The 24,419-nt window shown below is 62.2% G+C and carries 24 protein-coding genes; 16 read left to right on the top strand and 8 right to left on the bottom strand.

Translation table 11 applies throughout. The features are described 5' to 3' along the window. The first annotated feature begins 24 nt into the window (after positions 1 to 24). From ACIGJB_RS02995 to ACIGJB_RS02975, 5 genes are all read left to right on the top strand, one after another. The gene (locus ACIGJB_RS02995; RefSeq protein ID WP_483731328.1) at positions 25 to 933 is read left to right on the top strand and encodes a phosphoribosylaminoimidazolesuccinocarboxamide synthase; all 909 of its coding nucleotides are present in this window, start codon (positions 25 to 27) and stop codon (positions 931 to 933) included. Positions 934 to 1,016: 83 nt separating this feature from the next. Beyond that, positions 1,017 to 1,514, top strand: a complete 498-nt coding sequence (gene purE, locus ACIGJB_RS02990) for a 5-(carboxyamino)imidazole ribonucleotide mutase (protein WP_483731327.1) — start codon at positions 1,017 to 1,019, stop codon at positions 1,512 to 1,514. A gap of 49 nt (positions 1,515 to 1,563) precedes the next feature. Continuing rightward, positions 1,564 to 2,808 carry a 5-(carboxyamino)imidazole ribonucleotide synthase gene (locus ACIGJB_RS02985; protein WP_483731326.1) on the top strand — a complete coding sequence of 415 codons (1,245 nt, stop codon included), beginning with the start codon at positions 1,564 to 1,566 and terminating at the stop codon, positions 2,806 to 2,808. Between the two features lie 39 nt (positions 2,809 to 2,847). After that, the gene (locus tag ACIGJB_RS02980; RefSeq protein ID WP_483731325.1) at positions 2,848 to 3,834 is read left to right on the top strand and encodes an L-threonylcarbamoyladenylate synthase; all 987 of its coding nucleotides are present in this window, start codon (positions 2,848 to 2,850) and stop codon (positions 3,832 to 3,834) included. Positions 3,835 to 3,959: 125 nt separating this feature from the next. Next, positions 3,960 to 4,346 (top strand): GrpB family protein, encoded by a 387-nt coding sequence (locus ACIGJB_RS02975; protein WP_483732243.1) that lies wholly within the window; start codon positions 3,960 to 3,962, stop codon positions 4,344 to 4,346. An 84-nt stretch (positions 4,347 to 4,430) separates the two neighbouring features. Here the strand turns inward: ACIGJB_RS02975 and ACIGJB_RS02970 are convergent, their stop codons facing one another. Together ACIGJB_RS02970 and ACIGJB_RS02965 are read right to left on the bottom strand one after the other, a co-directional pair. Beyond that, entirely contained in the window at positions 4,431 to 5,435 is a 1,005-nt protein-coding gene (locus ACIGJB_RS02970; protein WP_483731324.1) for a Bug family tripartite tricarboxylate transporter substrate binding protein, read from the bottom strand. A gap of 181 nt (positions 5,436 to 5,616) precedes the next feature. Continuing rightward, the gene (locus ACIGJB_RS02965; protein ID WP_483731323.1) at positions 5,617 to 8,535 is read right to left on the bottom strand and encodes a DEAD/DEAH box helicase; all 2,919 of its coding nucleotides are present in this window, start codon (positions 8,533 to 8,535) and stop codon (positions 5,617 to 5,619) included. A 287-nt stretch (positions 8,536 to 8,822) separates the two neighbouring features. Here ACIGJB_RS02965 and ACIGJB_RS02960 point away from each other — a divergent pair, with 287 nt between their 5' ends. The 5 genes from ACIGJB_RS02960 (at position 8,823) to ACIGJB_RS02940 (ending at position 12,338) form a co-directional block, all read left to right on the top strand. Continuing rightward, positions 8,823 to 9,017: a zinc-finger domain-containing protein gene (locus tag ACIGJB_RS02960; RefSeq protein ID WP_483731322.1), complete on the top strand. Its 195-nt coding sequence runs from the start codon at positions 8,823 to 8,825 to the stop codon at positions 9,015 to 9,017. A gap of 112 nt (positions 9,018 to 9,129) precedes the next feature. After that, a complete protein-coding gene (waaF, locus tag ACIGJB_RS02955; protein ID WP_483731321.1) occupies positions 9,130 to 10,152 on the top strand; it encodes a lipopolysaccharide heptosyltransferase II in 1,023 nt (340 codons plus the stop codon). Positions 10,153 to 10,169: 17 nt separating this feature from the next. After that, a complete protein-coding gene (locus ACIGJB_RS02950; RefSeq protein ID WP_483731320.1) occupies positions 10,170 to 10,610 on the top strand; it encodes a YybH family protein in 441 nt (146 codons plus the stop codon). Between the two features lie 55 nt (positions 10,611 to 10,665). Then, entirely contained in the window at positions 10,666 to 11,733 is a 1,068-nt protein-coding gene (locus tag ACIGJB_RS02945) for a YheT family hydrolase (protein WP_483731319.1), read from the top strand. Between the two features lie 26 nt (positions 11,734 to 11,759). Further along, positions 11,760 to 12,338, top strand: coding sequence for a DUF2946 family protein (locus ACIGJB_RS02940; RefSeq protein WP_483732242.1), 579 nt, complete (start codon positions 11,760 to 11,762; stop codon positions 12,336 to 12,338). Positions 12,339 to 12,353: 15 nt separating this feature from the next. On the opposite strand, the gene ACIGJB_RS02935 is transcribed toward ACIGJB_RS02940, so the two are convergent. After that, a complete protein-coding gene (locus tag ACIGJB_RS02935; protein ID WP_483731318.1) occupies positions 12,354 to 14,141 on the bottom strand; it encodes a beta-barrel assembly-enhancing protease in 1,788 nt (595 codons plus the stop codon). Positions 14,142 to 14,214: 73 nt separating this feature from the next. Between ACIGJB_RS02935 and moaC the strand changes: the two genes are divergently transcribed. The 3 genes from moaC (at position 14,215) to ACIGJB_RS02920 (ending at position 16,556) form a co-directional block, all read left to right on the top strand. Beyond that, positions 14,215 to 14,694: a cyclic pyranopterin monophosphate synthase MoaC gene (moaC, locus tag ACIGJB_RS02930; RefSeq protein ID WP_483731317.1), complete on the top strand. Its 480-nt coding sequence runs from the start codon at positions 14,215 to 14,217 to the stop codon at positions 14,692 to 14,694. Between the two features lie 144 nt (positions 14,695 to 14,838). Then, the gene (locus tag ACIGJB_RS02925; RefSeq protein WP_483731316.1) at positions 14,839 to 15,822 is read left to right on the top strand and encodes a tyrosine-type recombinase/integrase; all 984 of its coding nucleotides are present in this window, start codon (positions 14,839 to 14,841) and stop codon (positions 15,820 to 15,822) included. A gap of 80 nt (positions 15,823 to 15,902) precedes the next feature. Next, the gene (locus tag ACIGJB_RS02920) at positions 15,903 to 16,556 is read left to right on the top strand and encodes a DUF6988 family protein (RefSeq protein ID WP_483731315.1); all 654 of its coding nucleotides are present in this window, start codon (positions 15,903 to 15,905) and stop codon (positions 16,554 to 16,556) included. Here the strand turns inward: ACIGJB_RS02920 and ACIGJB_RS02915 are convergent. Next, complete coding sequence (locus tag ACIGJB_RS02915) at positions 16,534 to 17,442, bottom strand: restriction endonuclease (RefSeq protein ID WP_483731314.1); 909 nt, start codon at positions 17,440 to 17,442, stop codon at positions 16,534 to 16,536. The two genes, ACIGJB_RS02920 and ACIGJB_RS02915, sit on opposite strands and share 23 nt — an antisense overlap. 287 nt (positions 17,443 to 17,729) lie before the next feature. On the opposite strand from ACIGJB_RS02915, the gene ACIGJB_RS02910 reads away from it, so the two are divergent. Beyond that, positions 17,730 to 18,278, top strand: a complete 549-nt coding sequence (locus tag ACIGJB_RS02910; protein WP_483731313.1) for a hypothetical protein — start codon at positions 17,730 to 17,732, stop codon at positions 18,276 to 18,278. 78 nt (positions 18,279 to 18,356) lie between these two features. Here the strand turns inward: ACIGJB_RS02910 and ACIGJB_RS02905 are convergent, their stop codons facing one another. Then, positions 18,357 to 18,764, bottom strand: coding sequence for a lysozyme inhibitor LprI family protein (locus tag ACIGJB_RS02905; RefSeq protein ID WP_483731312.1), 408 nt, complete (start codon positions 18,762 to 18,764; stop codon positions 18,357 to 18,359). A gap of 27 nt (positions 18,765 to 18,791) precedes the next feature. Here ACIGJB_RS02905 and ACIGJB_RS02900 point away from each other — a divergent pair, with 27 nt between their 5' ends. Both ACIGJB_RS02900 and ACIGJB_RS02895 read left to right on the top strand, forming a co-directional pair. Continuing rightward, on the top strand, positions 18,792 to 19,127 hold the full coding sequence (locus tag ACIGJB_RS02900; RefSeq protein ID WP_483731311.1) for a hypothetical protein: 336 nt from the start codon (positions 18,792 to 18,794) through the stop codon (positions 19,125 to 19,127). A gap of 109 nt (positions 19,128 to 19,236) precedes the next feature. Beyond that, entirely contained in the window at positions 19,237 to 20,544 is a 1,308-nt protein-coding gene (locus tag ACIGJB_RS02895; RefSeq protein WP_483731310.1) for a hypothetical protein, read from the top strand. A gap of 207 nt (positions 20,545 to 20,751) precedes the next feature. Here ACIGJB_RS02895 and ACIGJB_RS02890 read toward each other — a convergent pair whose 3' ends face one another. From ACIGJB_RS02890 to ACIGJB_RS02880, 3 genes are all read right to left on the bottom strand, one after another. Then, positions 20,752 to 22,956: a phage/plasmid primase, P4 family gene (locus ACIGJB_RS02890; RefSeq protein ID WP_483731309.1), complete on the bottom strand. Its 2,205-nt coding sequence runs from the start codon at positions 22,954 to 22,956 to the stop codon at positions 20,752 to 20,754. Between the two features lie 102 nt (positions 22,957 to 23,058). Next, positions 23,059 to 23,805, bottom strand: coding sequence for a hypothetical protein (locus ACIGJB_RS02885; RefSeq protein WP_483731308.1), 747 nt, complete (start codon positions 23,803 to 23,805; stop codon positions 23,059 to 23,061). Between the two features lie 30 nt (positions 23,806 to 23,835). Then, positions 23,836 to 24,402 (bottom strand): recombinase family protein, encoded by a 567-nt coding sequence (locus tag ACIGJB_RS02880; protein WP_483731307.1) that lies wholly within the window; start codon positions 24,400 to 24,402, stop codon positions 23,836 to 23,838. Between the last annotated feature and the right edge of the window lie 17 nt (positions 24,403 to 24,419).

The raw sequence follows: 24,419 nt of genomic DNA, 5'->3' as shown, positions 1-24,419 counted from the left end.
CTTCGCCGTTTTAACGGAACCACCATGCCTAACGCTCTCTACCAGTCCTCCATCCAATCGCTGCCGCTGCTTGGCCACGGCAAGGTGCGCGACAACTACGCCGTCGGCGAAGACAAGCTGCTGATCGTCACCACCGACCGCCTCTCGGCCTTCGACGTCATCATGGGCGAGCCGATTCCCGACAAGGGCCGCGTGCTGAACCAGATGGCGAACTTCTGGTTCCGCAAGCTCGCGCATATCGTGCCGAACCATGAGACCGATGTCGCCGCGGAAACCGTGGTGAAGCCGGAGGAAGTCGCGCAGGTGCAGGGCCGCGCCGTGGTGGTCAAGCGCCTGAAGCCGATCCTGGTAGAAGCCGTGGTGCGCGGCTACCTGGCCGGCAGCGGCTGGAAGGACTACCAGGCGACGGGCAAGGTGTGCGGCATCGAGCTGCCGGCCGGCCTGCAGAACGCGCAGAAGCTGCCCGAGCCGATCTTCACCCCTGCCGCCAAGGCCGAGATGGGCGAGCACGACGAGAACATCTCGTTCGGCGAAGTCGAGGAACGCATCGGCGTGGCACTGGCCCGCCAGATGCGCGACATCTCGATCCGCCTGTACAAGGAAGCGGCCGAGTACGCGGCCACGCGCGGCATCATCATCGCCGACACCAAGTTCGAATTCGGCCTGGACGAGAACGGCACGCTGACGCTGATGGACGAAGTGCTGACCGCCGATTCGTCGCGCTTCTGGCCGGCCGATTCGTACCAGGTCGGCACCAACCCGCCGTCGTTCGACAAGCAGTTCGTGCGCGACTGGCTCGAAGCCGTGCGCATCGACGGCAAGCCGTGGCCGAAGACCGCGCCCGCGCCGAAGCTGCCGGACGACGTGATCGAGAAGACGGCGGCGAAGTACCGTGAGGCGCTGACGCGTCTGACGGGCGAAGAACTGAAGTAAATCGGGCCACCGGCTCCGGTCAACCAACGGTGTTCTCCCTCTCCCCTCAGTGGGAGAGGGGAGCAGACAGGAAGGATCTAGAAGTGAGCAATACGCAAAAGCCGCTCGTCGGCGTCGTAATGGGCAGCAGTTCCGACTGGGACGTGATGCAGCACGCCGTGGCCATGCTGAAGGATTTCGGCGTGCCGTTCGAGGCGCAGGTGGTCTCAGCGCACCGCATGGCCGACGACATGTTTCGCTATGCCGAGACCGCGCGTGGCCGCGGCATCCGCGCGATCATCGCCGGTGCCGGCGGTGCCGCGCACCTGCCGGGCATGATCGCCGCCAAGACCATCGTGCCGGTGTTTGGCGTGCCGGTGCCGTCCAAGTACCTGCGCGGCGAGGACTCGCTGCTGTCGATCGTGCAGATGCCCAAGGGCGTGCCGGTGGCGACATTCGCGATCGGCGAAGCCGGTGCTGCCAATGCGGCGCTGCATGCCATCGCCACGCTGGCCACTACCGACGACGCGCTGGCCAGCGCGCTGGAAGCATTCCGCGCGAAGCAGACCGAAGCTGCGCGCGCCATGACGCTGCCGCTGTAATTCTCGCGCTGCCACCGCGCTGTCATCCCGGAAACCACGGAACCGAGCAATGCCGACCGATATCCACCCCTACCTCTCCGAAGCCCACACGCCGGAGTCGCGCGCCGAGTTCGGCGTCGACAACCCCAGCGCGCCCATCCTGCCCGGCGCCTGGCTCGGCATGCTCGGTGGCGGTCAGCTTGGCCGCATGTTCACGCATGCCGCGCAGAGCATGGGCTATCGCGTCTGCGTGCTCGACCCGGACCAAGAGAGCCCCGCCGGCTCCGTGGCCGACAAACATATCTGCGCGCCTTACACCGACGAGGCCGCGCTGACCGAGATGGCCAAGCTGTGCCAGGCCGTCAGCACGGAATTCGAGAACGTGCCGTCGCTGTCGCTGGATCGCCTGGAACAGCTCGGCTCGTTTGTCGCGCCGCGCGGCTATTGCGTGTCGATTGCGCAGAACCGCATCGGCGAGAAGAAGTTCTTTGCCTCGTGCGCCGAACGCACCGGCGTGCCGACCGCACCGCACTGGGTCATCCAGCATGATGCGGATGTGGACCAGCTGCCCGACACGGTGCTGCCCGGCATCCTGAAGACTGCCCGCATGGGCTACGACGGCAAGGGGCAGGCCCGCGTGAAGACGCGCGACGACGTGCGCGCCGCGTGGAAGGCCATGCAGCACGTGCCGTGCGTGCTGGAAAAGATGCTGCCGCTGGCCTACGAGGTCTCGGTGCTCGCCGCGCGTGCCGCCGATGGCAGCACCGCCACCTGGCCGCTGGCCGAGAACGTGCACCGTGACGGCATCCTGTTCTCGACGACAATGCCGTCGACCAGCGTATCGGCCGACATTGCCGACCGCGCCCGCGCCGCCGCTGCCACCATCGCGACCGAGATGGGCTATGTCGGCGTGCTGTGCATCGAGTTCTTCGTGCTGACCGATGGCTCGCTGATCGCCAACGAAATGGCGCCGCGCCCGCACAACTCCGGCCACATCACCATGGATGCCTGCGAGACCAGCCAGTTCGAGCAGCAGGTGCGCGCCATGGCCCGCCTGCCGCTGGGCAGCACGCGCCAGCATTCGGCCGGCAAGATGCTGAACCTGCTGGGCGATGTGTGGTTCGAGTTCGGCCTGGAGCGCACGCCGGCATGGAATGAAGTGCTGGCCCAGCCCGGCGCCAAGCTGCACCTGTACGGCAAGAGCGACGCGCGTCCGTCGCGCAAGATGGGCCACGTGAACTGCATCGGCGACAACGCCGAGGCTGCCGAGCAGGCTTTCCAGGTGGCCGAGCAAGCGCTGCATATCCCCGTCTGAACCACCCGCAACTCTGCCACGCAAGCTTTTAGGAATACGATGTCGCGCATGCCCACGGCCGCCGAACTGGATGAAGCGGTCCGCCTGCTGGAGGCCGGCCAGTTGGTCGCCTTTCCCACTGAGACCGTCTACGGGCTCGGCGCCGACGCCGAGAGCCCGGAAGCCGTGGCGCGCATCTTCGCGCTCAAGGGCCGGCCGTCGAACCATCCGGTCATCGTGCACGTGGTGGATGGCGCGGACATTGGCTATTGGGTCGACGAGGTGCCGGAAGCCGCGGAAAAGCTGATTGAAGCGTTCTGGCCCGGTCCGCTCACGCTGATCCTCAAGCGTGCCGCGCATATCGATGCGGCGGTGGCCGGCGGCCAGGACAGCATCGGCCTGCGCTGCCCTTCGCATCCTGTTGCACAAGCGCTGCTGTCGCGCTTCAAGCGCGGCCGTGGCGGCATTGCCGCACCCTCGGCCAACAAGTTCGGCCAGGTCAGCCCGACCACGGCGCAGCATGTGCGCGACGAGTTCGGCGATGCGGTCTATGTGCTCGAAGGCGATGGCGTGGAAGTTGGAATCGAATCCACCATCGTCGACCTGTCGCGGCTGGACCAGGGCATTGGCCCCGTGCTGCTGCGGCCGGGAGCGATCACGCCGGCGATGATGGCGCAGGTGTTGGGCGAAGCGCCCTTGCCTCCCGACGCTGCGGCACCGCGTGCGTCGGGAACGCTCAAGGCGCACTACGCGCCGCATACTCCTCTGATGCTTGCCGATGCGGCTGAACTGGCGGCACAACTGCCCTCGCTCGGCGCCGATACGCGCGTGGCATGGGTGGGGCGTGCGCCGATCGACGATGCGCGCTGCACGTGGGTGCAAGCGCCTGCAGATGCTACGGCCTATGCCCGCGAGCTATATCGGCTGCTGCGCAAGCTGGACAAGCAGGGGTACACGCGGCTGGTGTTTGAACCGCTGCCGGAAGGGCATGAATGGGCGGGGGTCAGGGATCGGTTGCAGAGGGCGGCAGCGGCGTTTGGGGGGTAGGACTGGAGAATCGGCAACGTGGCTCATCGCGAAACGCTTACGCTTGTGCCTGACCTGGAAGCAGCCTGCCTGGCAGCGCAGTCTACGTTTGAGGGTATGAAGCGTACGCTCATCGAAATGCTTCCATCTTCCGCCGAAATCCTTCATGTTGGCGCCACTGCCATCCCAGGCTGCTTGACGAAGGCGACCTCGACATTCTTATCCGAGTCAGTCAAGCCGAATTCGAGCGTTCCGATGGCATTCTCGCCGCGCGTTTTGCCCGAAATGCTGGCTCAGCTAGGACCCAGGAATTCTCGGCCTTCGAGGATTTGGCGCAAGCGTTACACGTTGGAATTCAATTGGTGGCCAGAGATGGTTCCTTCGATTTCTTCCACCGTTTTGTGGATGCGTTGCGAGCCAATCCAGATCTCGTCCGTCGTTACAACGCTCTCAAACTCGCCTTCGATGGCAAGTCGATGGCCGACTACCGCAAGGCGAAGGACGCCTTCATCGCGGACGCGTTCCGGTTTTAGCAGTTGTGCATTGCGGCCGAAGAGCCTCGCTCCCGTTAGAAATTCGTTCGCCCGCTTTGCGCGGGCGCTTCCTTCAAACCCCCATCAATCGATCGAAGCCCCCACCGTCTTCACCACCCCCGCCCACTTCTGCCGATCCGCCTTCACCGTCGCACGGAACTGATCCACGCTTTCCACGCGCGGCGAATTTCCCGCGTCGATCAGCTTCTGGCGGATAGCCGGCGTCTCCAGCGCGACCTTCACCGCATCGTTGATCTTGCGCGAAATCTTCGGGTCCAGTCCCTTCGGCCCGAAGAAGCCAAACCAAATCGTGCTGTTGAACCCGGGCACCCCGCTTTCCGCGATGGTCGGCACTTCAGGCACCACCGGCACACGCTTGCTCGTGGTTACGCCAAGCAAGCGGACTTTGCCCGCGCGATATTGCGGCAGCACGCTCTGGACCTGGTTGAAGATGCAGCAGACCTCGCCCTTGAGCACCGCCTGCAATGCATCGGGGCCGCCCTTGTACGGGACGTGGACCATATCGAGACCGGCGCGCGCGTTGAACTCGGCGAATGCCAGGTGCGTGCCAGTGCCGTTGCCCGTCGACGCATAGTTGTACTTGCCCGGGTTGGCCTTCACCTTCTCGATGAACTCCTTGACCGACTTCACGTCGATCACGGCCGGGTTGATGGTCAGCACGTTGGACACTTCGACCAGCGGCGCGATCGGCGTGAAATCGGCGTCGGCATCGAACGGCAGGCTCTTGTACAGCGCCGGGTTGATGCCGTGCGTGGCGGCCGTGCCCAGCAGCAGCGTGTAGCCGTCCGGCTTGGCATGGGCCACGACCTCCGAGGCCACGTTGCCGCCGGCGCCCGGACGGTAGTCATAGAGGATCGTGGTCTTCAGGGACTTCTGCAGCGATTCCTGCAGCGCGCGGCCCACCATGTCCACGCCGGATCCGGCGGTGAAACCCATCAGGATCGTTACCGGCTGGTTCGGCCATTCGCCTTGCGCCTGGGCGGGCGCCGCAATGGCGCAGGCGGCGGCCAGGCCGGCAGTCAGCTGGAGAGCGGAACGGAACGAGAAGCGCAAGGCGAGGCGGGACATAGGGGGCACCGTCGAAGGAAAGGAATGACAAGGGCGCCGGAACCAGCGCGACGCCGTCACGAGCCAGGGTCTTGGCGCCCTGGACCGAAAGCCACACGATAGCAATGTTCGGGCCAAAACCAAACGACCGAGTTCGCTTGAAGGTATGCCGAGCCGGCATATGGTCGTGCCTCAGCAACGCTCAGCGCCGCAGCAGCCCGACCAGCTCATCGACGTCAGGCAATGCCGCGCCGATGCCGGCTACGGCGTCCTCGTCAGCTTCCAGCACGCCATCGGCCAGCGCGCGCTTGTCCTTGTGCAGCTCGACAATGCGCTCTTCGATCGTCCCCGCCGTAATCAGCCGGTACACCGTGACGGGACGCAGCTGGCCGATGCGGTGGGCGCGGCCCATGGCCTGGTCGTCCGCCGCGGGGTTCCACCACGGGTCGGCGATGATCACGTAGTCGGCAGCCGTCAGGTTCAGGCCGAAACCGCCGGCCTTCAGGCTGATCAGGAAGACATCGCACTCGCCGGACTGGAAGGCCGCCACGCGCCGCGTGCGCTCCACGGCCGGCGTGGCGCCGTCCAGGTACTGCAGCGCCAGGCCCGCACGCTCCAGCCCCTGCTTGAGCAGACGCAGGAAGTCGACGAATTGGCTGAACACCAGCACCTTGTGCCCGTTGGCCGCGAGTTCGCCGGCCAGCTCGACGAAGGTGCGAAGCTTGGCGCCCTCCTGCCCGATCTCGGGCGTGACCAGCCGCGCATCGCAGGCGGCGCGGCGCAGCCGCATCAGTTGCGCCAGCACGTGGATGCGCGCCTGCGCCTGGAACTGTGCCTGCGCGACAGCCCGGGCCCGCGCGCCTTCCGGTGCGCCGCGCGTGGCCTTGCGCGCGGCTTCGACACGTGCCAGCGCGGCTTCGGCGTCGGACTGGGCCTGGCGGCGCAGCGCTTCGTAGTGGGCGGCCTCGACCGGCTCCGGCTCCACGCGGATGACGACCTCGGTGCGCGCCGGCAGATCGTCGAGCACCTGGGCCTTGGTCCGGCGCAGCACGAACGGCGCGATCATGCGCCGCAACCGCTGCCGGACTTCCAGCGCGCCGCTGCGCTCGATCGGATTGGCGAAATGCTCGTTGAAACGAGCCAGCGATCCGAGCAAGCCCGGATTGCAAAAGCGCATCACCGACCAGAGCTCCGACAGCCGGTTTTCCACGGGCGTGCCGGACAGCGCCATGCGAAAGCCCGACGGCAGCTCGAACAGCGCCCGCGCGCGGCGGGAAGCGGCATTCTTGATGGCCTGCGCCTCGTCGGCCACGACGGTGTGCCACTCGCGCGCACAGAACGCCTGGTGCGCCTGCTGCAGCAGCGTGTAGGAGACGATCACGAGGTCGCCGGCCCCGGCTTTGGCGAGCAGGGTCTCGCGCTCGCCCTCGGCATAGACATGCACATTCAGCGTCGGCGCGAAACGCCGCGCTTCGGCGGCCCAGTTGCCGCACACGGAGGTTGGTGCGACCACGAGCCCCGCACCACCGCCCGCGCGAGCCAGCAGCACCGCCAGGGCCTGCAGCGTCTTGCCCAGGCCCATGTCGTCGGCCAGGCAGGCGCCGAGCCCGGCCGCGGCCAGCGTCATGGCCCAGCGGAAGCCGTCATGCTGGTACGGGCGCAGTTCTGCTGCCAGGTTGGCCGGCACGGCGATGTCCGCCTCGCGCGCGGCGCGCAGCCGGGCGAGCCGCTGGCGGAAATGCGCATCGGGATCGACGCCCGCGCCGGCCAGCACGTCGTCCAGCCACGGCGTCGCCATCAGCGGCACGCGGATGCCGTCGGGCACACGGTCGGCCACGCTGGCCAGGTCGCGCAAGCGGCCGCGCAGAGTGCGGGTGAGTGCGATGTAGACGCCCTGCCCCATCGGCACGAAACGCCCGGCGTGGCTGCCGGTCCAGTCGATCAGCTTGCCGAGTTCGAGCACGAGCCCCTCGGCCACGCGCAGCTCGCCCACCAGCCGGTACCACGCATTGCGGGTTTCGACGGCCACGCTCAACTGCGGCAGGTCCGCGGCCACCACGCGCATCTCCTTGCCGCGCGGCCACTCCAGCGCCTGCACACCGGGCAGGCGCGGCAGCGCTTCGACGACGGCCAGTGCGTCTTCGGGATCGTCGAGCATCCAGTTGTACTCGCCGCCGGGCGGGGCCAGCGGCACCAGGAACGGCAGTTCGGCGAAGACCTCGGCCACGTGGGCCAGCTCCGCCTCCAGATCGCGCTGCGTGGCCAGCGTTTCGCCGCGCACGGTGGCCATCAGCCGCTCCCGTCCCGAACCGGGCGCCAGGCGCGGGCCAAGCGGCCCCAGCGGCGTGACCACCAGCCGCAGCGCGATGCCTTGGCCACGCGGCGCCACTTCGGCGCGCAGACGCGACTCGGGCTCCAGTTCGCGCACGGCGCCGGTCGGGTCCGCCTCGACCTGGAAATGCCCGGCCAGCGCGCGCAGCGTGCGATCCAGCTGCGCGCGGCCGGCTTCCGGGATGGCCAGGCCGTCGGCAATCAATCGTGCCGCGCCTTGTTGCGCGGGCGTGAAGCGAATCACGCGCAGCCGCTGCGGCCCATCGCGCAGCACCGTGATCTGCCGCAAGGCCTCGGCATCCTGTCGTGCCGCAGCGGGCAAGAAGGCGTCCATGTCTGGCGCTTCGCGCAGCGGGGGATAGATGCGCAGCACATAACGGCCATCGGTATGCACGGCCTCCAGCGCGGGCGATCCTTCGATCACCTCCAGCGACTGCTCTGGCGATCGGGCCAGCACCACGGCCGGATGTCCGATCAGTGCGACGATGGCCGCGGCCCGGTCCAGCACGTAGCGCCGGTTGTGCGACTGGTCGCGCCGGATGGCTTGCGCGACGCGGCCATCCCACGGCTGCAGTTGACCGTCCTCCGCCACGCGCGACAACGCTACCGGCCGGGGCTTGCCCCAGCCGCGCGCGCCGCGCGTCTGCTCCAGCGGCTCGATCGCGGCGACCGCGCCATCGGCATCCAGCGTCAATGCCCATAGCAAGCGGCGATCAGGCGCGTTGCCGACGGCGGCGCCGTCTCCGGCGAGCCCCTGGAGCGCTTCCAGCGCCTGTTGCCAGGCCGGCAAGCCGCTGTCGGGTCCTGCTGCGGGGCTGGGAGTGAGGGCGGATGGCACGGGAACGGGTTCGGACAGAGGAATTTGGGGAAGAACGACGGGAAAGCGGGCATTTTAGACCGCCTTTCCCCGCCTGCCGCGTTGGCACCCATGTCCCCGCAGCTTACAATGTGTGCTTTTGCCGCAGCCGGGTTTCCGGTGGGATCGGCAAACCAGACAAGAAGTGGCTGACGTTCCATCCGGCCTGGCCGGCACGGCGACAGCCCGACCCAATCCGAAGCACGACACCCCGCAACACCATGACGCAAACCGCCAACATCGTCGAAATCGGCGCTGAAGACATTCCGCTGCACTGCCCCACCGCCAACACGCCGGCCTGGAACTACCATCCGCGCGTCTTCCTGGATGTGGCCGATACCGGCGAAGCCAAGTGCCCGTACTGCGGCACGGTGTACAAGCTCAAGCCGGGCACCGTGCTGAAGGGCCACCACTGAGCGGCCCGCGCCGCTCCCGCAGCACCCCGACGCTCCGGGCCGCCTGGCGGCGCTCCGGGGCGTTGACGTTTCCGCCCGTCGCGCTCAGGCGCGGGCAAGCTTCGCCCCATTCATGAAAAAAGCCCTCGTCATCGCCCCCGACCGGATCAGCGACGCGCTGATGGCCCAACCGCTGCTGGCGCTGCTCAAGGCACGCCATCCCCGACTGGTCATCGATGCCCTTGCGCCCAAATGGGTCGGCCCCGTGCTGGCACGCATGCCGGAGATGGGCAGGGTCTTTCCGAGCGACCTGACGCACGGCAAGCTGCAGCTCTCAGCCCGCTTCATGTTTGCCCAGCAGCTCAAGAACGAAGGCTATGACATGGCCTACGTGCTGCCGGAGACGCTCAAGTCGGCGCTGATACCATGGCTCGCCGGCATCCCGCTGCGCGTCGGATACCGCGGCGAGGCGCGGTTCGGCATGCTGAACGTGAGCCACGCCAACCCGCCGCGCAACGGCCGCCCGGTCATGGCGGATCACTACGCGCGCCTGGCGCTGCGGCCCGGCGCCAAGCCGCCGGCGGAGTTGTCCGAGCCACACCTGCGCACCGACCCGACGCGCATTGCCGCCACCGCGCAGCGCTTCGGCATCCCGCCGCAGACGCGCCTGATCGCCTTCTGCCCAGGGGCCGGCTTCGGCCCCGCCCGGCGCTGGCCGGCCGCGCATTTCGCCAGGCTGGCGCAGATGCTGCGACGCTCGTACCCGTATGCCCAGATGATCACGCTGGGCGCGGCAGCCGACGCGGACGCCGCGGCCGAGATCACGAAAGAGGCGCCCTTCGTGCGCAACCTGTGCGGACAGACCTCGCTCGACGACGCCATCGACCTGCTTGCGCTGTCCGAGGCCGCGGTCTGCAACGATACCGGCCTGATGCACGTCGCCGCCGCGCTGAACCGGCCGCAGGTGGCCGTGTTCGGCTCCAGCGATCCGCGCCAGACGCCGCCCCTGTCACAGGCTGCGAGTATCATGTGGCTGCAACTTGAATGCAGTCCGTGCCTCAAACACGAGTGTCCGCTGGGACACCTGCGCTGCCTGAAGGACATCGAACCCGAGATGGTGTTCGTCGAGCTGCGCAAGCTGCTGCACCGGCCCTGACTCCTGACATCGCGACCATGCCCCGTTTTGCCCGTCTGTTCGATTCCGCGGAAGACATTGTCCAGGCCTTCCGCGAGGCCATGAAACTGCGCGATGCCGAGGGCGCGCTGCGGCTGTGGCTCGACGAAGACTCGATCACCTGCGTCATGCCTGACGGACAGCGCCTGATCGGCCATGAACACCTGCGCCAGGCGTTCTCGCAATTGCTGGAAGAACAGCCGGTGCTGATCGATGCCATCGAGACCAGCAGCCATGCGTCGCTGGGCGTGTCGATCTTCGACGTGACCGAGGCCCTGCGCTTCGGCGCGGACCGGGTCGAGGCCGACCTGTACGTGCACACCACCTACGTGCTGATGCAGAACCACGAGGGCTGGCGCCTGGCGCATATCCACTGCAGCCCGGCCAATGCCGTCCAGGTCGCCTCCGTGGCCGCCGCGCCGGGACAGGCGCTGCACTGAACGCCGCCACCAGCCGCGCGCCTGCGCGCGCGGTCCTTCGCATGATCCAGCCGGCATGACGCAGCTTCCGCACCATCGCCTGCCCTCCACCACCCAGGCCATCCCATCCGCCCACGCTTATGGCGATGGCATCGCCATGCCGTGGTGGCTGCGTGGCGGGCACGCCCAGACCATCATTCCCGCGCGCTTTACACAACGGCCGCCGCGCGTGCACTTTCGCCGGGAGCGCTGGGAAACGCCTGACCAGGACTTCATCGAGCTGGACTGGACCACGCACGCCGTGCGCGCCAACACGCCGCTGCTGGTGATGTTCCACGGGCTGGAGGGCGACTCCGGCAGCCACTACGCGCAGGCGCTGATGCACGCGCTGCAGCCGCGGGGCTGGCAGGGCGTGATCCCGCATTTCCGTGGCTGCTCGGGCGAGCTCAACCGCGCGCCGCGCTTCTATCATTCGGGCGATTCCGCCGAGATCCGCTGGGTACTTGAACGCCTGCGCCGGGAGCATTGCGCCGATGGCAGGCCGATGCTTGCGGTGGGCATCTCGCTGGGCGGCAACGCTTTGCTCCGTTACCTTGGCGAACAGGGCAGCGCGGCTGGGTATCTCGGCGCTGCCGCGGCCATCTCGGCGCCGCTGGACCTGGCTGCCGGCGGCGCGGCGCTGTCCGCCGGGTTCAACATGCTTTACACGCGCATGTTCCTGCAGACGCTCAAGCGCAAGTCTTTGGCCAAGCTGGAGCAGTTTCCCGGCCTGTTCGATCGCTACGCCATGATGGCAAGCCGCGACCTGTACGCGTTCGACAACATCGTGACCGCGCCGCTGCACGGCTTTCGCGATACCGACGACTATTGGAAACGCGCATCGAGCAAACCCGTGCTGGGCGAGATTGCCGTGCCCACGCTGGTGCTCAATGCGCGCAATGACCCGTTCCTGCCGGCACAGTATCTGCCGGGCCCTGCCGACGTCAGTCCGCAGGTCTGGCTGGAGCAGCCCGAGCACGGCGGGCACGTTGGCTTCATGACACCGCGCGCGGGCCTGCTGGGACAGTTACCGCTGCTGCCGTTCAGCGGGCATATCGAATGGCTGCCTGCACGGATCCTGCGCTTCTTCGACAGCGTGTCCTGAAGCCGGCAAGCAACGAGGAGACGATGATGGATGAATCCGTCCGCCAGGCGATGGCGCGCTGGCCCGATGTACCGAACTGCTACGGCTGGCTCGCACTGGACCGCCGTGGTCAATGGCGCCTGCGCAACGAGTTCGCGCAACAGCACGGGCTGTCCGGCGATCCGATCCGGCACGAAACGCTGGTGGCGTTCATCGAGCGCAACTACCTGCATGACGAGCGCGGCGCGTGGTACTTCCAGAACGGGCCGCAGCGCGTTTTTGTTTCGCTGGCCTATGCGCCGTGGATCGTCCGCCTGCATGAAGGCGGCCTGCGCACCACCTCGCAGGCCGCGTTTGCCGTGCAGAGCTGCTTTGCCGACGAGCAGGGCAATATCGTACTGGCGGGAAGGATTGAAGGCGAAGACGGCGATTCGCACGCAGCGCTGCTGCACGACCACGACCTTGACCTTTTCAGCAGCGCGTGTGACTGGCACGGGGACGCATGCGGCGCGGACTTCGGCATGTTCCACCACGATGGCCGCGACATCCCGATCGAACCGATCACCGCCGACGAGGTGCCGAAGCGTTTCGGCTTCATGCGGGATCCGCGCGCGCCGGCTGCCTGAACAAGCCAGCCCGACTCAGTTAGGCATGCCTTTGTTGTCCTGCCGTTCCTCGCGGTACTGGCGCTGGAGTTGGTGCAGCCGGGCATCGACCTCGGACAGCGTGTAGAAATCGCCGTCGCCGGCCTTGCGCGCAATCTGCAGCTGTTCGATCGCGGCCTGGTAGGCGCCATCCATCGCATATTTTTCCGCCAGCGCCTGGTGCTGCTGCACCCGCTTGCCTTGCCCGGCGTAGGCGCGCGCCAGCATGTCCCACCATTCGCTGCGCCCGGTCTCCTGGCGCGTGCGCTCGCGCAGGAACGTGACCGCCGCATCGTACTGGCCGGTGCCGAGCAGCGTGTCCGCATAGGCAAGCGCCACCGCGTGCGACAGCGGGAAGGCCTTCATCGATGCCGTGGCCTGGCTCATCGCCTCCGGCACGCGGCCCTGCTGGCGCGCGAGTTCGATCGCCATCACGTCTAGCATCGGGCTGCCCGAACTGGCGCCGGGAATGTTGCCGTACAGGCGGCGCGATTCGGCGAGTTCCTGCTCGGCGGCCGGGTAGCGGCCCAGGCGCTGTTCGATGAAGGCCAGGCCGTAGTGCAGCGCGGGCAAGCGCACCACGGAGGCGCTGGCCAGTTGGGCACGTATGGCAGTGCGCAGATTCTGCAGATCGCTGGGCGAGCGTTCCTGGATGACGCGGGCACGCACGCGCGCAAACTCGTAATCGGGCGTGTTGGATACCTTGCGGGCCATCACGTGGCTGACGCGATCCTGCATGTCGGCAATCCGCTCGGACGTAAGCGGGTGGGTGCGTACATAGGAGGGCACCGAATTCTCGGCCGTACCCGATGAGCGCTGCAGCCGCTGGAAGAAGTCGGGCATGCCCTGCGGATCGAACCCGGCCGCCGTCATGATCTGGAAGCCGACGCGATCGGCTTCGCGCTCGGCGCCGCGCGAGAAGGACAGCTGGTTGGCAATGGCCGCGCCCTGCCCGCCCATGGCGAGCGCGGCGGCGGCATCGGGACTGCGCGTGGCCGCCAGCCCGGCCAGCACCATCGAGGCCAGTGCGATCCACATCGACTGGTCCTGCTGGGTGATGCCGCGCGCGATATGGCGCTGCATCACGTGGCCGATTTCGTGGCCGAGCACCGACGCGAGTTCCGACTCGGTCTCTGACTGCACCAGCAGACCGGTATGCACGCCGACATAGCCGCCCGGCAGCGCGAAGGCGTTGATGCTGCGGTCGCGCACGGCAAACAGGTCGAAGCCGGTGGCGAAGGTCCCGGAGCCGTTCGAACCCGAGATGCTCTGGCGCCGCGCGGCCTGCACGAGCCGGTAGCCCAGCGCGTTCAGATAGTCGGACAGCAGTGGGTCGGCCACATAGGCCGGATCGCGCCGGATATCGCGGATGATGCGGTCGCCCAGGCGCTTTTCCATGTCCGGCGACAGCGCCGCCGTGGACGGATCGCCCATGTCCGGCAACTGGACGCCGCCCACATCGACTACCGGATTATTGGTGCGCAGCCCGAACTCGGATTTCTGCCCCGCCTTGACGCTGCGGTTGAGGTTGTCGTAGACCTGGTCGCTGGTTTCGACGGGGGGCGCGATCGCCACCTTGGCCGCGGCGCCCGACGCCCCTGCCGGCGCGCTGCCCTGCGGCCACGCGGGCGTGACCATGGTCAGCGCGATCAGCGCCACCAGCGAGCGGCGCCATGGCCTCGCATGCCGTGCCGGGACATGTGATGCCGGGCCGGCAGGCGCAGCGCCTGGCCGTCCGCAAAGGCCGGCGCGGCCGGGCCTGCGAAGCAATGGGGTCTTGGGCATGTTGCTATGATAGCGGCCTCCGCAACCCGTTCCCATTAGCGGTTTGCCGCACGTTGCCGTACAGGAACCCGCCATGACGCAGCTCACCCATTTCGATACCGCCGGACAGGCCCACATGGTCGATGTCGGCGACAAGGCCAGCACCCATCGCGTGGCGGTGGCCACCGGCACCATCACCATGCTGCCCGATACCTTTGCGCTCGTGCGCGACGGCACCGCGAAGAAAGGCGACGTGCTGGGCATCGCGCGGATCGCCGCGATCATGGCGACCAAGCGTACCGCCGACCTGATTCCGCTGTGCCACCCGATCGGCCTGACCAAGGTGGCGGTGGACTTTGCGCTGGACGAGGCGAACGCCAGCGTGACCTGCACGGTGCGCACCGAAACGCGCGGCCAGACCGGTGTGGAGATGGAGGCGCTGACCGGTGTACAGGTCGCGCTGCTGACCATCTACGACATGTGCAAGGCGGTGGACCGGGGGATGGTGATCGGCAATGTCCACCTGCTGGAAAAGCATGGCGGCAAATCCGGCGACTGGGCGGCGAACCCTTGATTCATAGGGCTTTCCAGACGTTTCCGCATGGCTTGGCCGTGCTGAACCGTGTTTCACCTGCGGCCCTTCTGATGCATCGATGTTAATGACAAAAAGGCACAAAAATTCGATCTTGCTCCAATCCTGCTCCACTGAGGACAGGAAATGGCTTCTATATCCCGCAGAGACGACCGATGGCAGGTACGTGTTCGTCGCAAAGGTTTCCCACTTGAAGTAAAGACATTCACCACTCGCCAAGATGCCGAACGGTGGGCGCGGTCCATCGAATTGGAGATGGACAGGGGAAATTACGTCAGCCGAAGCGAAGCCGAATCGACCACCCTTGGGGATGTTCTCCAACGGTACATCGTCGATGTATGCCCATCGATGCGCGGTGGCACTGAAGACACCATCAGGCTACGTGCGATGTGCCGAACCAGACTTGCCAAATTGAGCATGGCTGCATTGACCCCAATGGCAATCGCGGCGTATCGGGACGAACGACTGAAGCAAGTACAGCCGGGGACGGTGATCCGCGAACTGGCTTACCTGTCCGCCATCATCAACCACGCCCGGCGCGAATGGGGTATCAACATCACAAACCCTGTCGCATCTGTTCGCAAACCACCGTCACCACAGGGGCGAGACAGGGTACTGTCGGCAGAAGAAGAATGCCGACTGCTTGCCGCGTTGGCACCAACCGGTCGCAGGAATCCGTGGCTGCGACCAATGGCAATCCTTAGTCTGGAAACGGCAATGCGGCGTGGTGAACTTCTGCAACTGCGCTGGCAGAACATCGATCTCGTAAGCCAGACGGCGTTCCTGCCGATGACCAAGAACGGAGCATCACGAACTGTGCCGCTGTCCCGGAGGACAGTAGACCTGTTGAGAGAACTACCACGGTGCATTGATGGAAGCGTATTCCCGATAAATGCACCAGCGCACCATAAGGCGTTCGAACGGGCATGCAAACGGGCCGGACTGGTTGACTTGCACTGGCACGACCTTCGTCACACGGCCATCACCCGGCTGGCGACGAAGCTGCCAAACCTAATCGAACTGGCGGCAGTATCCGGGCATCGCAGCCTGACCATGCTGAAGCGGTACTACCATCCATCTGCTGCGGACTTGGCAAAGAAGATTGGCTAACCGTCCGGCCATCCATGTCGGCGAGACAATCGGTACACTGACGTCTCGCCCCGCCACCAGTTCCGCAGTGCCTGCCCGATATGACCGAAGAAAAACTACTCACTGCAATCGACCGGACTGCGCAGCTACATGAAGCAGTGGCGGCGCATGTGGACGGTCTCATCCCCTTCCCTGAAAAACGTTTCGTCGTCTCATTCCAAGCCGGACTGCTGTCACTGGACCACGCAAGGGGTGCGCTGATACTGATTGGCAACCGTCTGGGTACTTCCGCCTTATCCCTACTGCGCCCTCAGTACGAATCCCTTGTTCGTGGCATCTGGCTGCTTCATGCCGCCACCGACAATTGGGTGGACAAGCTCAGTGAACCGCTGACAGTGGAGAGTGCCCGCAGGGCGGACGAAGGCCCGATGTTGGCGGAAATGCTGAAGCAGTTGGATACCAGCGATGCCCCCGCGCATCTGATTGATCAACTGAAGCAATTCAAGGATGTGTCGTGGAAAGCACTGAGCAGCTACACTCACGGCGGGCTTCACCCGCTGGCAAGGACGCTCTCCGGCTTCCCTGTCCAGCTTGCAATTGACGCCATGCGGAACTCCAATACGCTTGTCTGCATCGCGGCACAATTGACCGCCATTCTCACTGGCGATCCGCAAAGGAACATGCCCGCCGTCCGCAAGTTGCACGTGGACTTTGCGGACTGCATACCGATCATCAAGCCCCACGTGGAAGCCTGATCCGGCACCCCTTCGAGTAATTTCGACAGCCCCAGAACGGTCCGCCCTTTCCGTCTCGCGCCACCAATTTCACACCGCAGGCCGCACAGGTCGGGGTCTGGTAATCACCTTCAAACGCCCGTGCCAGCAGCATTGCTTGTTTGTCGGCGTCCAAGGCACCGATGCGCTCAACAATGCCAGCGCCATCCAGCAACTGGATACCAGCTTCGGCGGCATAGGTCTGCACCGGCTGCCCGATAAAGCCTGCCAACGACCAGAAGACGCCCCGCTTCACTTTCGTTGAGTGCATGCTTCCACCAAGTGCACGGACCGGTTCCACCTTGACAGGCGACCGCCACGCCTTGCACTGGACGACGGCGATTGGGGCAGCCATCCCATCCTTGTACAGCGTGGCATCGATACCGCCATCGGCCCCATGCGGCACCGTCTTGACGGTGAACCCCATCGCCTCGTAGTACCACACGCATAGCATCTCAAATCGCTTCCATTCAAGTTGTCCAAGTGCATGAATGGTCCATTCCGTGGGCTTTGCGTGTGCAGTTTGTTGACCCGACGCCAAGACGGCTTCGTCAATTCGGTCTGTTGCCGCTGGATTGACCTTCGTGACTGGCGCACTGGTGCGGACAACACGGAGAGTGCGCTCTTTCCGCACAGGCCGTGCCCGGCCAGAGGCCGAACTGCCTTCCTCATGCCGCTTCCGGGTGCGAAGGTATGCCAGCAGCCCAAGGAAGCCGAACATTGTTGCCGGAACCCATGCGAGGGACCGACTTGTCATGGCAAGACCGATCAGAAATGGATTTCTGGCAAAGGCAGCCGGAACTACGGCGTGAAAGGCGATGTAGCTGCCCAACGCCAGCGCAGCCGAAACCCACCACGGTGCGTCCAACAGTATCTCGCTGAGAGACGGCTCCTTTCTTCTCCGACCCATTGACCCACCTCATTTTTTGTTCAAATCGTCTGGGTGTCGAATCTAACAGAAGAGATTCGATGTACCGGTTGCTGCAATCCAACACCCCACTGCCGGGCTACTACCGATGACTGGCATGATCCACAGCAGACGGCGTCATGCGACTGGCGTTCAATGTCGTCAATGCGGATCGGTCGCATCGCTGACGGGGGACCCCGCCAGTCTCGACTTGATTTTGCTGGGGTGCTGCCAATTGGAGAGCGCGAATGGAAGACCACACAGTCACCGGACTGAACATCACGCTAACTGCGATCAGTGCGTTCGCGGCCCTTTGGAATGCGTACTTGGTCCTTAGCCCGCGACGTGTTCGACTCAGCGTTGTCCCCGATATTCCACAGGGCACTGCCTATGCGGAAGACCCGAACAGTCATGAAATCCGTATACAGGTCACCAACCTTGGGATGTTTCCTGTGTATCTGACCGCAGTGGGGCTTTCATACCGCCAGAAACGCGCCGGTGACCTTGCATTTCCGGCCCCAGAAGGGAGTCCCTACCCAATCCTTCTGAATGTCCGCGAATCGGTACGGTTGCTACCGCGCCAAGACGACTACATGCGGGTCTCGACAGGTCGTTTTCGCAATGCATATGCACGGACCACGTGTGGCCGTGTGCGTCGTGGTACCAGCCCGACCTTGATACAGCAAGAACTGAATGTCTTAGAAGGCAAGAACCAGAACACTTGGGTCCGCCGCATTCTGTCGAGAGTATGGCTTCTGGGACTGACGATATCGGCACGCATCCGCAGCGTTTTCTGATCCTCGACCTCGCCTGCGCTCCCCAGAAAAACAAAAGGATGCCGCACAGGCATCCTTTATCGTTCGTGGGGCGGTCAGTTATGACGCCGACAGCTTCTGGATTCGATCCGCTGTAACCTTCAGCAGACAGGCCGAATCTGCACAGGCGTTTCTTTCATCTTTCATCCATTGCAACTGCTGTGCCTTCAGGACGTTGATGTCGGAGGACTTCGCTTTGGCGGCGCTGTAAGCGGATGCCAGTCGCTTGCCGGCAGCCGCAGTCTCCGGCGACGAACAGATCAACTTCTCTATCTTGGACGCCGCCTTGGCACAGTCAAACGATGCTTCGATGACAGTCTTCTCCGGGGTGAGTGATGCCGTGGCGGCGGTCGCCGGTACTTCCTTGGCTTCAGGCACTACCGGTGCCGGTGCTGCCGGTTCTTGAACAGCCGGTTGCTGTACCACCGTCTTCGCCATGTCGATCCAAGCCAGTGGCGATAAGATCATGGGCACCCATCCTCTTTCGAAGGCACCATGACGGACCGAATCCTCGAACAATTTGACCAAGCAATGCGTGGTATCTACGACGCCGCACTGAAACTGAAGCCGCCGTATCGAGCAACCTACTTCCTCGGTATGGTGAATAGGCATGGTGGGAAGGAGACTGCAAATCGGCTGCTGGCAACGAACAAGCCATCAGAAGGCTTCACCGAACTTTTTCTCCGAGGTCCTGAGAACCTTCGTCTCAGCGTGGAGTATCTGGTTCTTCAAGGTCCGTGGCGCGACCTGTTCACCACCGAACAGCTTGCGATTGCAAGGAAGCGACTGATCGAAGTCAAGTGTCCGCTGCCTGCGGACGATCAAGGCTAAGTACCGGGCTACGATCGAGTGATTGATCCGACACGCGACTTAGGCTATTGACAACGGAATGGGGCCATCGCCCCGACAGCTACATCAAACAAAAGAATATCTCACATCCATGCCCGGAGCCGAAGAATCTCAGCGCACATACAATATCCTAGCCTTGGGAATTGAAAGAAAGGGGCTAACTGCACCGGAGGAACCTCTTCGAACACGGAATTTTTCGATTTTCTTCGAGAAGTACAACACGCCTCGCCGTCTAAATGAGTACGACGGAGTAATTCTCTTTCAAGGAATATTTGAGAAATTTAAAAGCGAAAGTCATTATATGGGTTCCTACGTCACCCATACGTATGATCAGGATGAACTGGACAAGCGAAAAAAAGAAGCAGCCATCTTAGTCGCCCAAGGGGGGTTCATTTGCTTCCTTCTGACTGACCCATTTATTGATCGAAACGATAGGCAAGACCTTAGCAATACCGACCTTGCAAAGCACCATCTCAACTATGCTCATCTCTATCGTGAAAATTTCAGGAACCGCATCGCCCACGTCACTTGCCTCCTTGATGAGTTTAGGCGGTTTCTAGACATCTACGGGGCGGCAAACAGCCACATTAAGAATCATAATAACTCTCTCGAACTTCGCGTGATCGCAGAAGTGCAGGGAGCGCCGGTGGGTTACGTCATTGGTCGCCATGAGTATTTCATACCATCCCTTGTGCCTGATAATAGACCAAATAATATTAACGAATATTTTGAACTATTAACCGATGCGTTAACGGCATCCAACAATAAACTTCGGCAAGACTTACCAGAATGGATTTCCTCATTTCGATTTTCCGAGGAAAACGCCCTGCTTGGCGAACGCACCTCTCTAGACGAGAAAATTGAGATAATAAACAAGCAACTCGATAAACTCACTCAATATAAAGCTGCACTGATTCATACCGGGGTGGATCTGGTTGCCGACGTGAGCCGCATATTCGACAACGGACTTGGGATCAAGGTAGACGCAGTTGATGACTTCCGAGAAGACATCAAGCTACTTGATGAGAACGACCAGCCAATTTGCGTGTGCGAAGTGAAGGGCATAAATCGCGGGATCAAACGCGAAAATATTAATCAAACAGATTCACATCGCGAGCGATCCGGTTTCGATAGCAACTTCCCCGCACTACTCGTAGCAAACACAAATATCAAGGGCGCCCGATCAATCGAAGAGAAAGAGCAGGAAATTGCGGATGAGCAAGTGAGACACGCCGCTCACCTCAATGTGCTTGTAATGCGAACGATTGATTTACTAGGACTACTAGAACTCGTTCTGTCCGGGAAAATTTCGCGAGCAGAGGCACTTCGCTTACTGTTGTCCGGGAAGGGGTGGCTGCGTGTGCAAGGGGGGCAAGCCACCATATTGACGGGCGATTAGCGCCGGGGCATCCCCTTATACAGCGGTACCAGTTGGGATTTAACCAGTTGTGTAGGGGAGTGTAGGTAAATATCTATTTTCCAAGAAATCCTTATAGAACGAAAATGGAATAGAAATATCAAAATCATGGGTTCCCCTACACACCCTACACCGTTCAACCCGTCAACCCGTCAACCCGTCAACCCGTCAACCCGTCAACCGTCAACGTCAACCGGTCAGCTGTAGGTCGAGGTAAATCATCCCACGACCATCGCGCCGCGTGCGAAGGCCAGCACCAGCCAGTTTCCGTCCAAATGCCGAACTGTTCATACTGAAGAAACCGTTTTCTTCGGCCCACTTCTTGAACGAGTGATACAGAACATTGGCGCGAATCTCATTACCAGCCAGCGTTGCAGTACATTGCTGCTTCCACTGACCGACAATGTCCATCTCTTCGCGATATGCAAAAGATTCGCGTTCAACGACCTTCGGGATTACCAAGCCTTCGGCTTGGTAGATGCGCCAGCCTTCGAGCGCCCAATTCAAGATTCCGGGCAGTTCGCCCCCAAGTTTCCGGGTCAAACCAGTATCGGGATTATCTACATTTGCAAAGAACGGGACCATCAAGACACGACGCCAGAACCCGAAATCAGTACCCTTGACAATCGGCTTATGATTTCCCGTTACGGCAAGCTTCAGATTGGGATGAAATTCGAAATTTTCGCGGTATAGATACCGGGCAGTGATCTTATCCCCGCCCGTCAATTGCTTGATCAGATTCTCGTCAAACACGCGCCCTTCTTGTAGTTCGACCGAAGTTACCAACCGCGCCCCGGCAAGCCGTGCGATGTCATTGTTCGCACCGCCACCGCCCGATTTGAGCATCAGACTTTCGGGGTTCATCGTCATGGCGTAGTCTTTCAGCAGCGCGTTGATAATGTCGATAAACACGCTCTTGCCGTTACGACCACCGCCAAACAGGAACAGGAAATATTGCTGTTCCGTCAGCCCGGATAGGGTATAACCGACCCAGACCTGCAAAAACCGCGCCAGTTGGCGATCCCCGCATGACCAGTCCATGATCGATTTTTCCCACAAGGGGCAACGTGCATCTGCCACGTATTCCGCGCCAGCCAGCTTCGTCACCTTGTCCGTGGGAACAATATCGCGAATAGTCAATGTCTGTAGATCGGCACATTTGCCGCCATGAAAACCAATGACGTAAGGGTTCGCATCGAACTCACTCTTGGTAACCTGAATGCCTACCAGCGACTTCAGCAGCGACAGGGTTCCGTTGATGAAACCATTCCTTTCAGCTTTACGGACACCGGCCAGAATTTCCTGACCGTATTTGTATTGCCCCTGCCCGATCAAATCGGCAGCATACTCGGCCCGCCGCTGAATCTGTTCGAGTGCCCAGCGGTTTACCTGCCCGGTGGCATCTTCTTTCCAGACATTGGACGTGGGATCAAGCAGCATCCATTTTCCGGTTTCTGCCACGAAATGAAATTGGCCGCCGTGAAGCTGCGCCACTTCCTGCGCGAGGCTCAGTTCCGTAATGGTCGTCTCAACGCGGGCAAGGACGGTTGTTGATTTGTTTGACGGCACCAAGGCATTGCCTTGCGGATAACTGCATACAGATTTGACGATGCCCATAACTTCACCAACGTCGAGCGGCGGAACGCACAACTGCTCATTCTTCGCCAACAGTTCCGCCTTGATTTCATCGTCACCCAGGCCGCGACCACGCATCGCCGCACCAATTTGAAACAGGTCCTTATTGCGCGAACCCTTGGAGATCAGTGTCTGGGAATCGGATAACACTGCCGACCAATTGTACGGTTCGCCTTCTTGCCCCTCGAACTCAAAATGTTCGAGCTGGCCAGAAGGACAAGACGGGAAATACATAATTTGACTAGGGGAAAATCCCGCAGAATCGACGATACCTATCAACTTCACAAACCGCTTTGCGAAATTCGTTGCAACCATTTTGTATTGTGCTGCGGGAATAGGGGCGTGGATTGCGATGACGACCCGGAAGCGGTTACCCTTCCCCGGCATTTTGTGACTGTGTGTGCTGTAGGTGAAAGCAAGCAAGCCTGACACACAATCAAGCACGTCTTCAGCCATTATGTGGTCCGGCAGGTCGTCCAAATCGAACGCCAGAAAATGGCATTCTTGGGCATTCTTGCTGTTGCGATAGGCAGGTGCAAAGGTAGCCGGACAGAATGCCGGACCGTTTTTGTCTTCGCGAATAATAGGTTCGCAGCACCGCTCTGCCAGCGAATAGAACGATTCAGTAACCCGCTCTGCGATAGTATCAGTGTAACTTTCGAACCGCGAATAAGTGACCAGCGAAGCAGACTGCTCAGCAAACGGTTGAAGCGGGAGAGGGGTTGCTACAGTCCTATCGACTTGTTGAATGATTTTCAAGGTGAATTCCTTGTTCGTTGTTGGAATTCACATTTTCTCGCCGATTACTGATTTTCCCGATACGGGCGTGCCTTAGCGTGTCTTGGCGTGCCGTAGCGTGGCTTACCGTGCCGCTGCACGCCGCAGACGTTCACGAAGGCTACGTTTCTTAAAGAAGGCAACTGTTCCGCTTGCATCGTATTTCACATCACCTTCAGCGACCCCAAGCAAGCATCCTCTCCGTGCATCTGCTAGTTTGAGGAGTTCTGCCCACACGCTGTTTGCGTCGTTCGGGTCAAGCGCTGCCCTTCTTGCCATCTCGATTTCCACGTCGAGAACCTGCACACGGTCTTTCAGCTTGTTCTGGACAGTCCGAAGTTCATTGGGTGCAGACTCCTGACAGACTCCATTTTCATCCTCATAGCGTTCGATTTCCGGCCACACAAACCGGAATCGTTTCCAGTCGGCACTGCCGATGTGCGCCGCGTGGTCGAGGTAAAACCACTTCTCTGTATCACCGGGATAAGGGCTTTCGCTGACAAACTGGAACAGGTAGCCACTGTTTCCATCGTCAACCGGGCAGTGACAGAAGACTAGCCGCTTGCACTGAGGACAATTCTCATAGTGATTATCCTGATCGATAATCGTTCCGACGTAGTATTCGCTGTAGCTTTTGTGCTTCGCGTTGTCGATGTCTCCAACGAGATAACCGCCACTGAATTCACCGCCGACGTATCGTTCCGCGTCCGACAGCGCAATTTCAGGGATGATCTTGGCGGTGTGGATTAAATTGTGGACATATTCTTCGGAATAACCCCACCTGCTTGCCAGGTCGCCGAGGGAAAGATATTCCGGTCTTGGTAGGTTCATACTTTGGTTGGCTTTGTTGCTGCATCCGCCCTACGGATTCACCACGGCCAGCACGCTGGACCGTGAGATGCCATAGTCGCGTGCCAAGGCGCTGACCGTCTCGCCCGCCGCATACTTCGTCTTCATCTCATCACGTTGCGATGGCGTGGTCTTGGATGGTCGGCCAAGGATTTTCCCTTCGGCTTTCGCACGTGCCAGTCCAGATTGTGTCCGTTCGATCAGCAACGAACGCTCCATCTCCGCGACAGCAGACAGCATCGTCAGCATCAGCTTCCCGGCAGTTGACCCAAGGTCCATCTTCCCAAGCTGAAGCACGATGACTTCAATCTTGCGTTCGGCCAAGGTCCGCACAGTGCGCAGCACGTCTTCCGCATCCCTGCCAAGGCGGTCAAGGCGGGAAACAACCAGCGTCTCACCGTCCCGAATCTTGCCGAGCATAGCGACGAACTGCGGGCGTTGGGTCGCATGGGTCTTTCCGCTGATGCCCTCATCGGTGAACCAGTAGTCCACCTTGAAGCCAGCCGCTTCGATTTCCAGACGTTGGTTCTCAGTTGTCTGGTCCTTGGTGCTCACCCTGCCGTACCCGAAGATCGCCATTGTGCCCCGCGACGTGT

The sequence above is a fragment of the Cupriavidus sp. C2SS-8b genome, from assembly GCF_057073745.1.
Note: the sequence above shows the minus strand (reverse complement) of the source record. Positions and strands in the feature narration are given on the sequence as shown.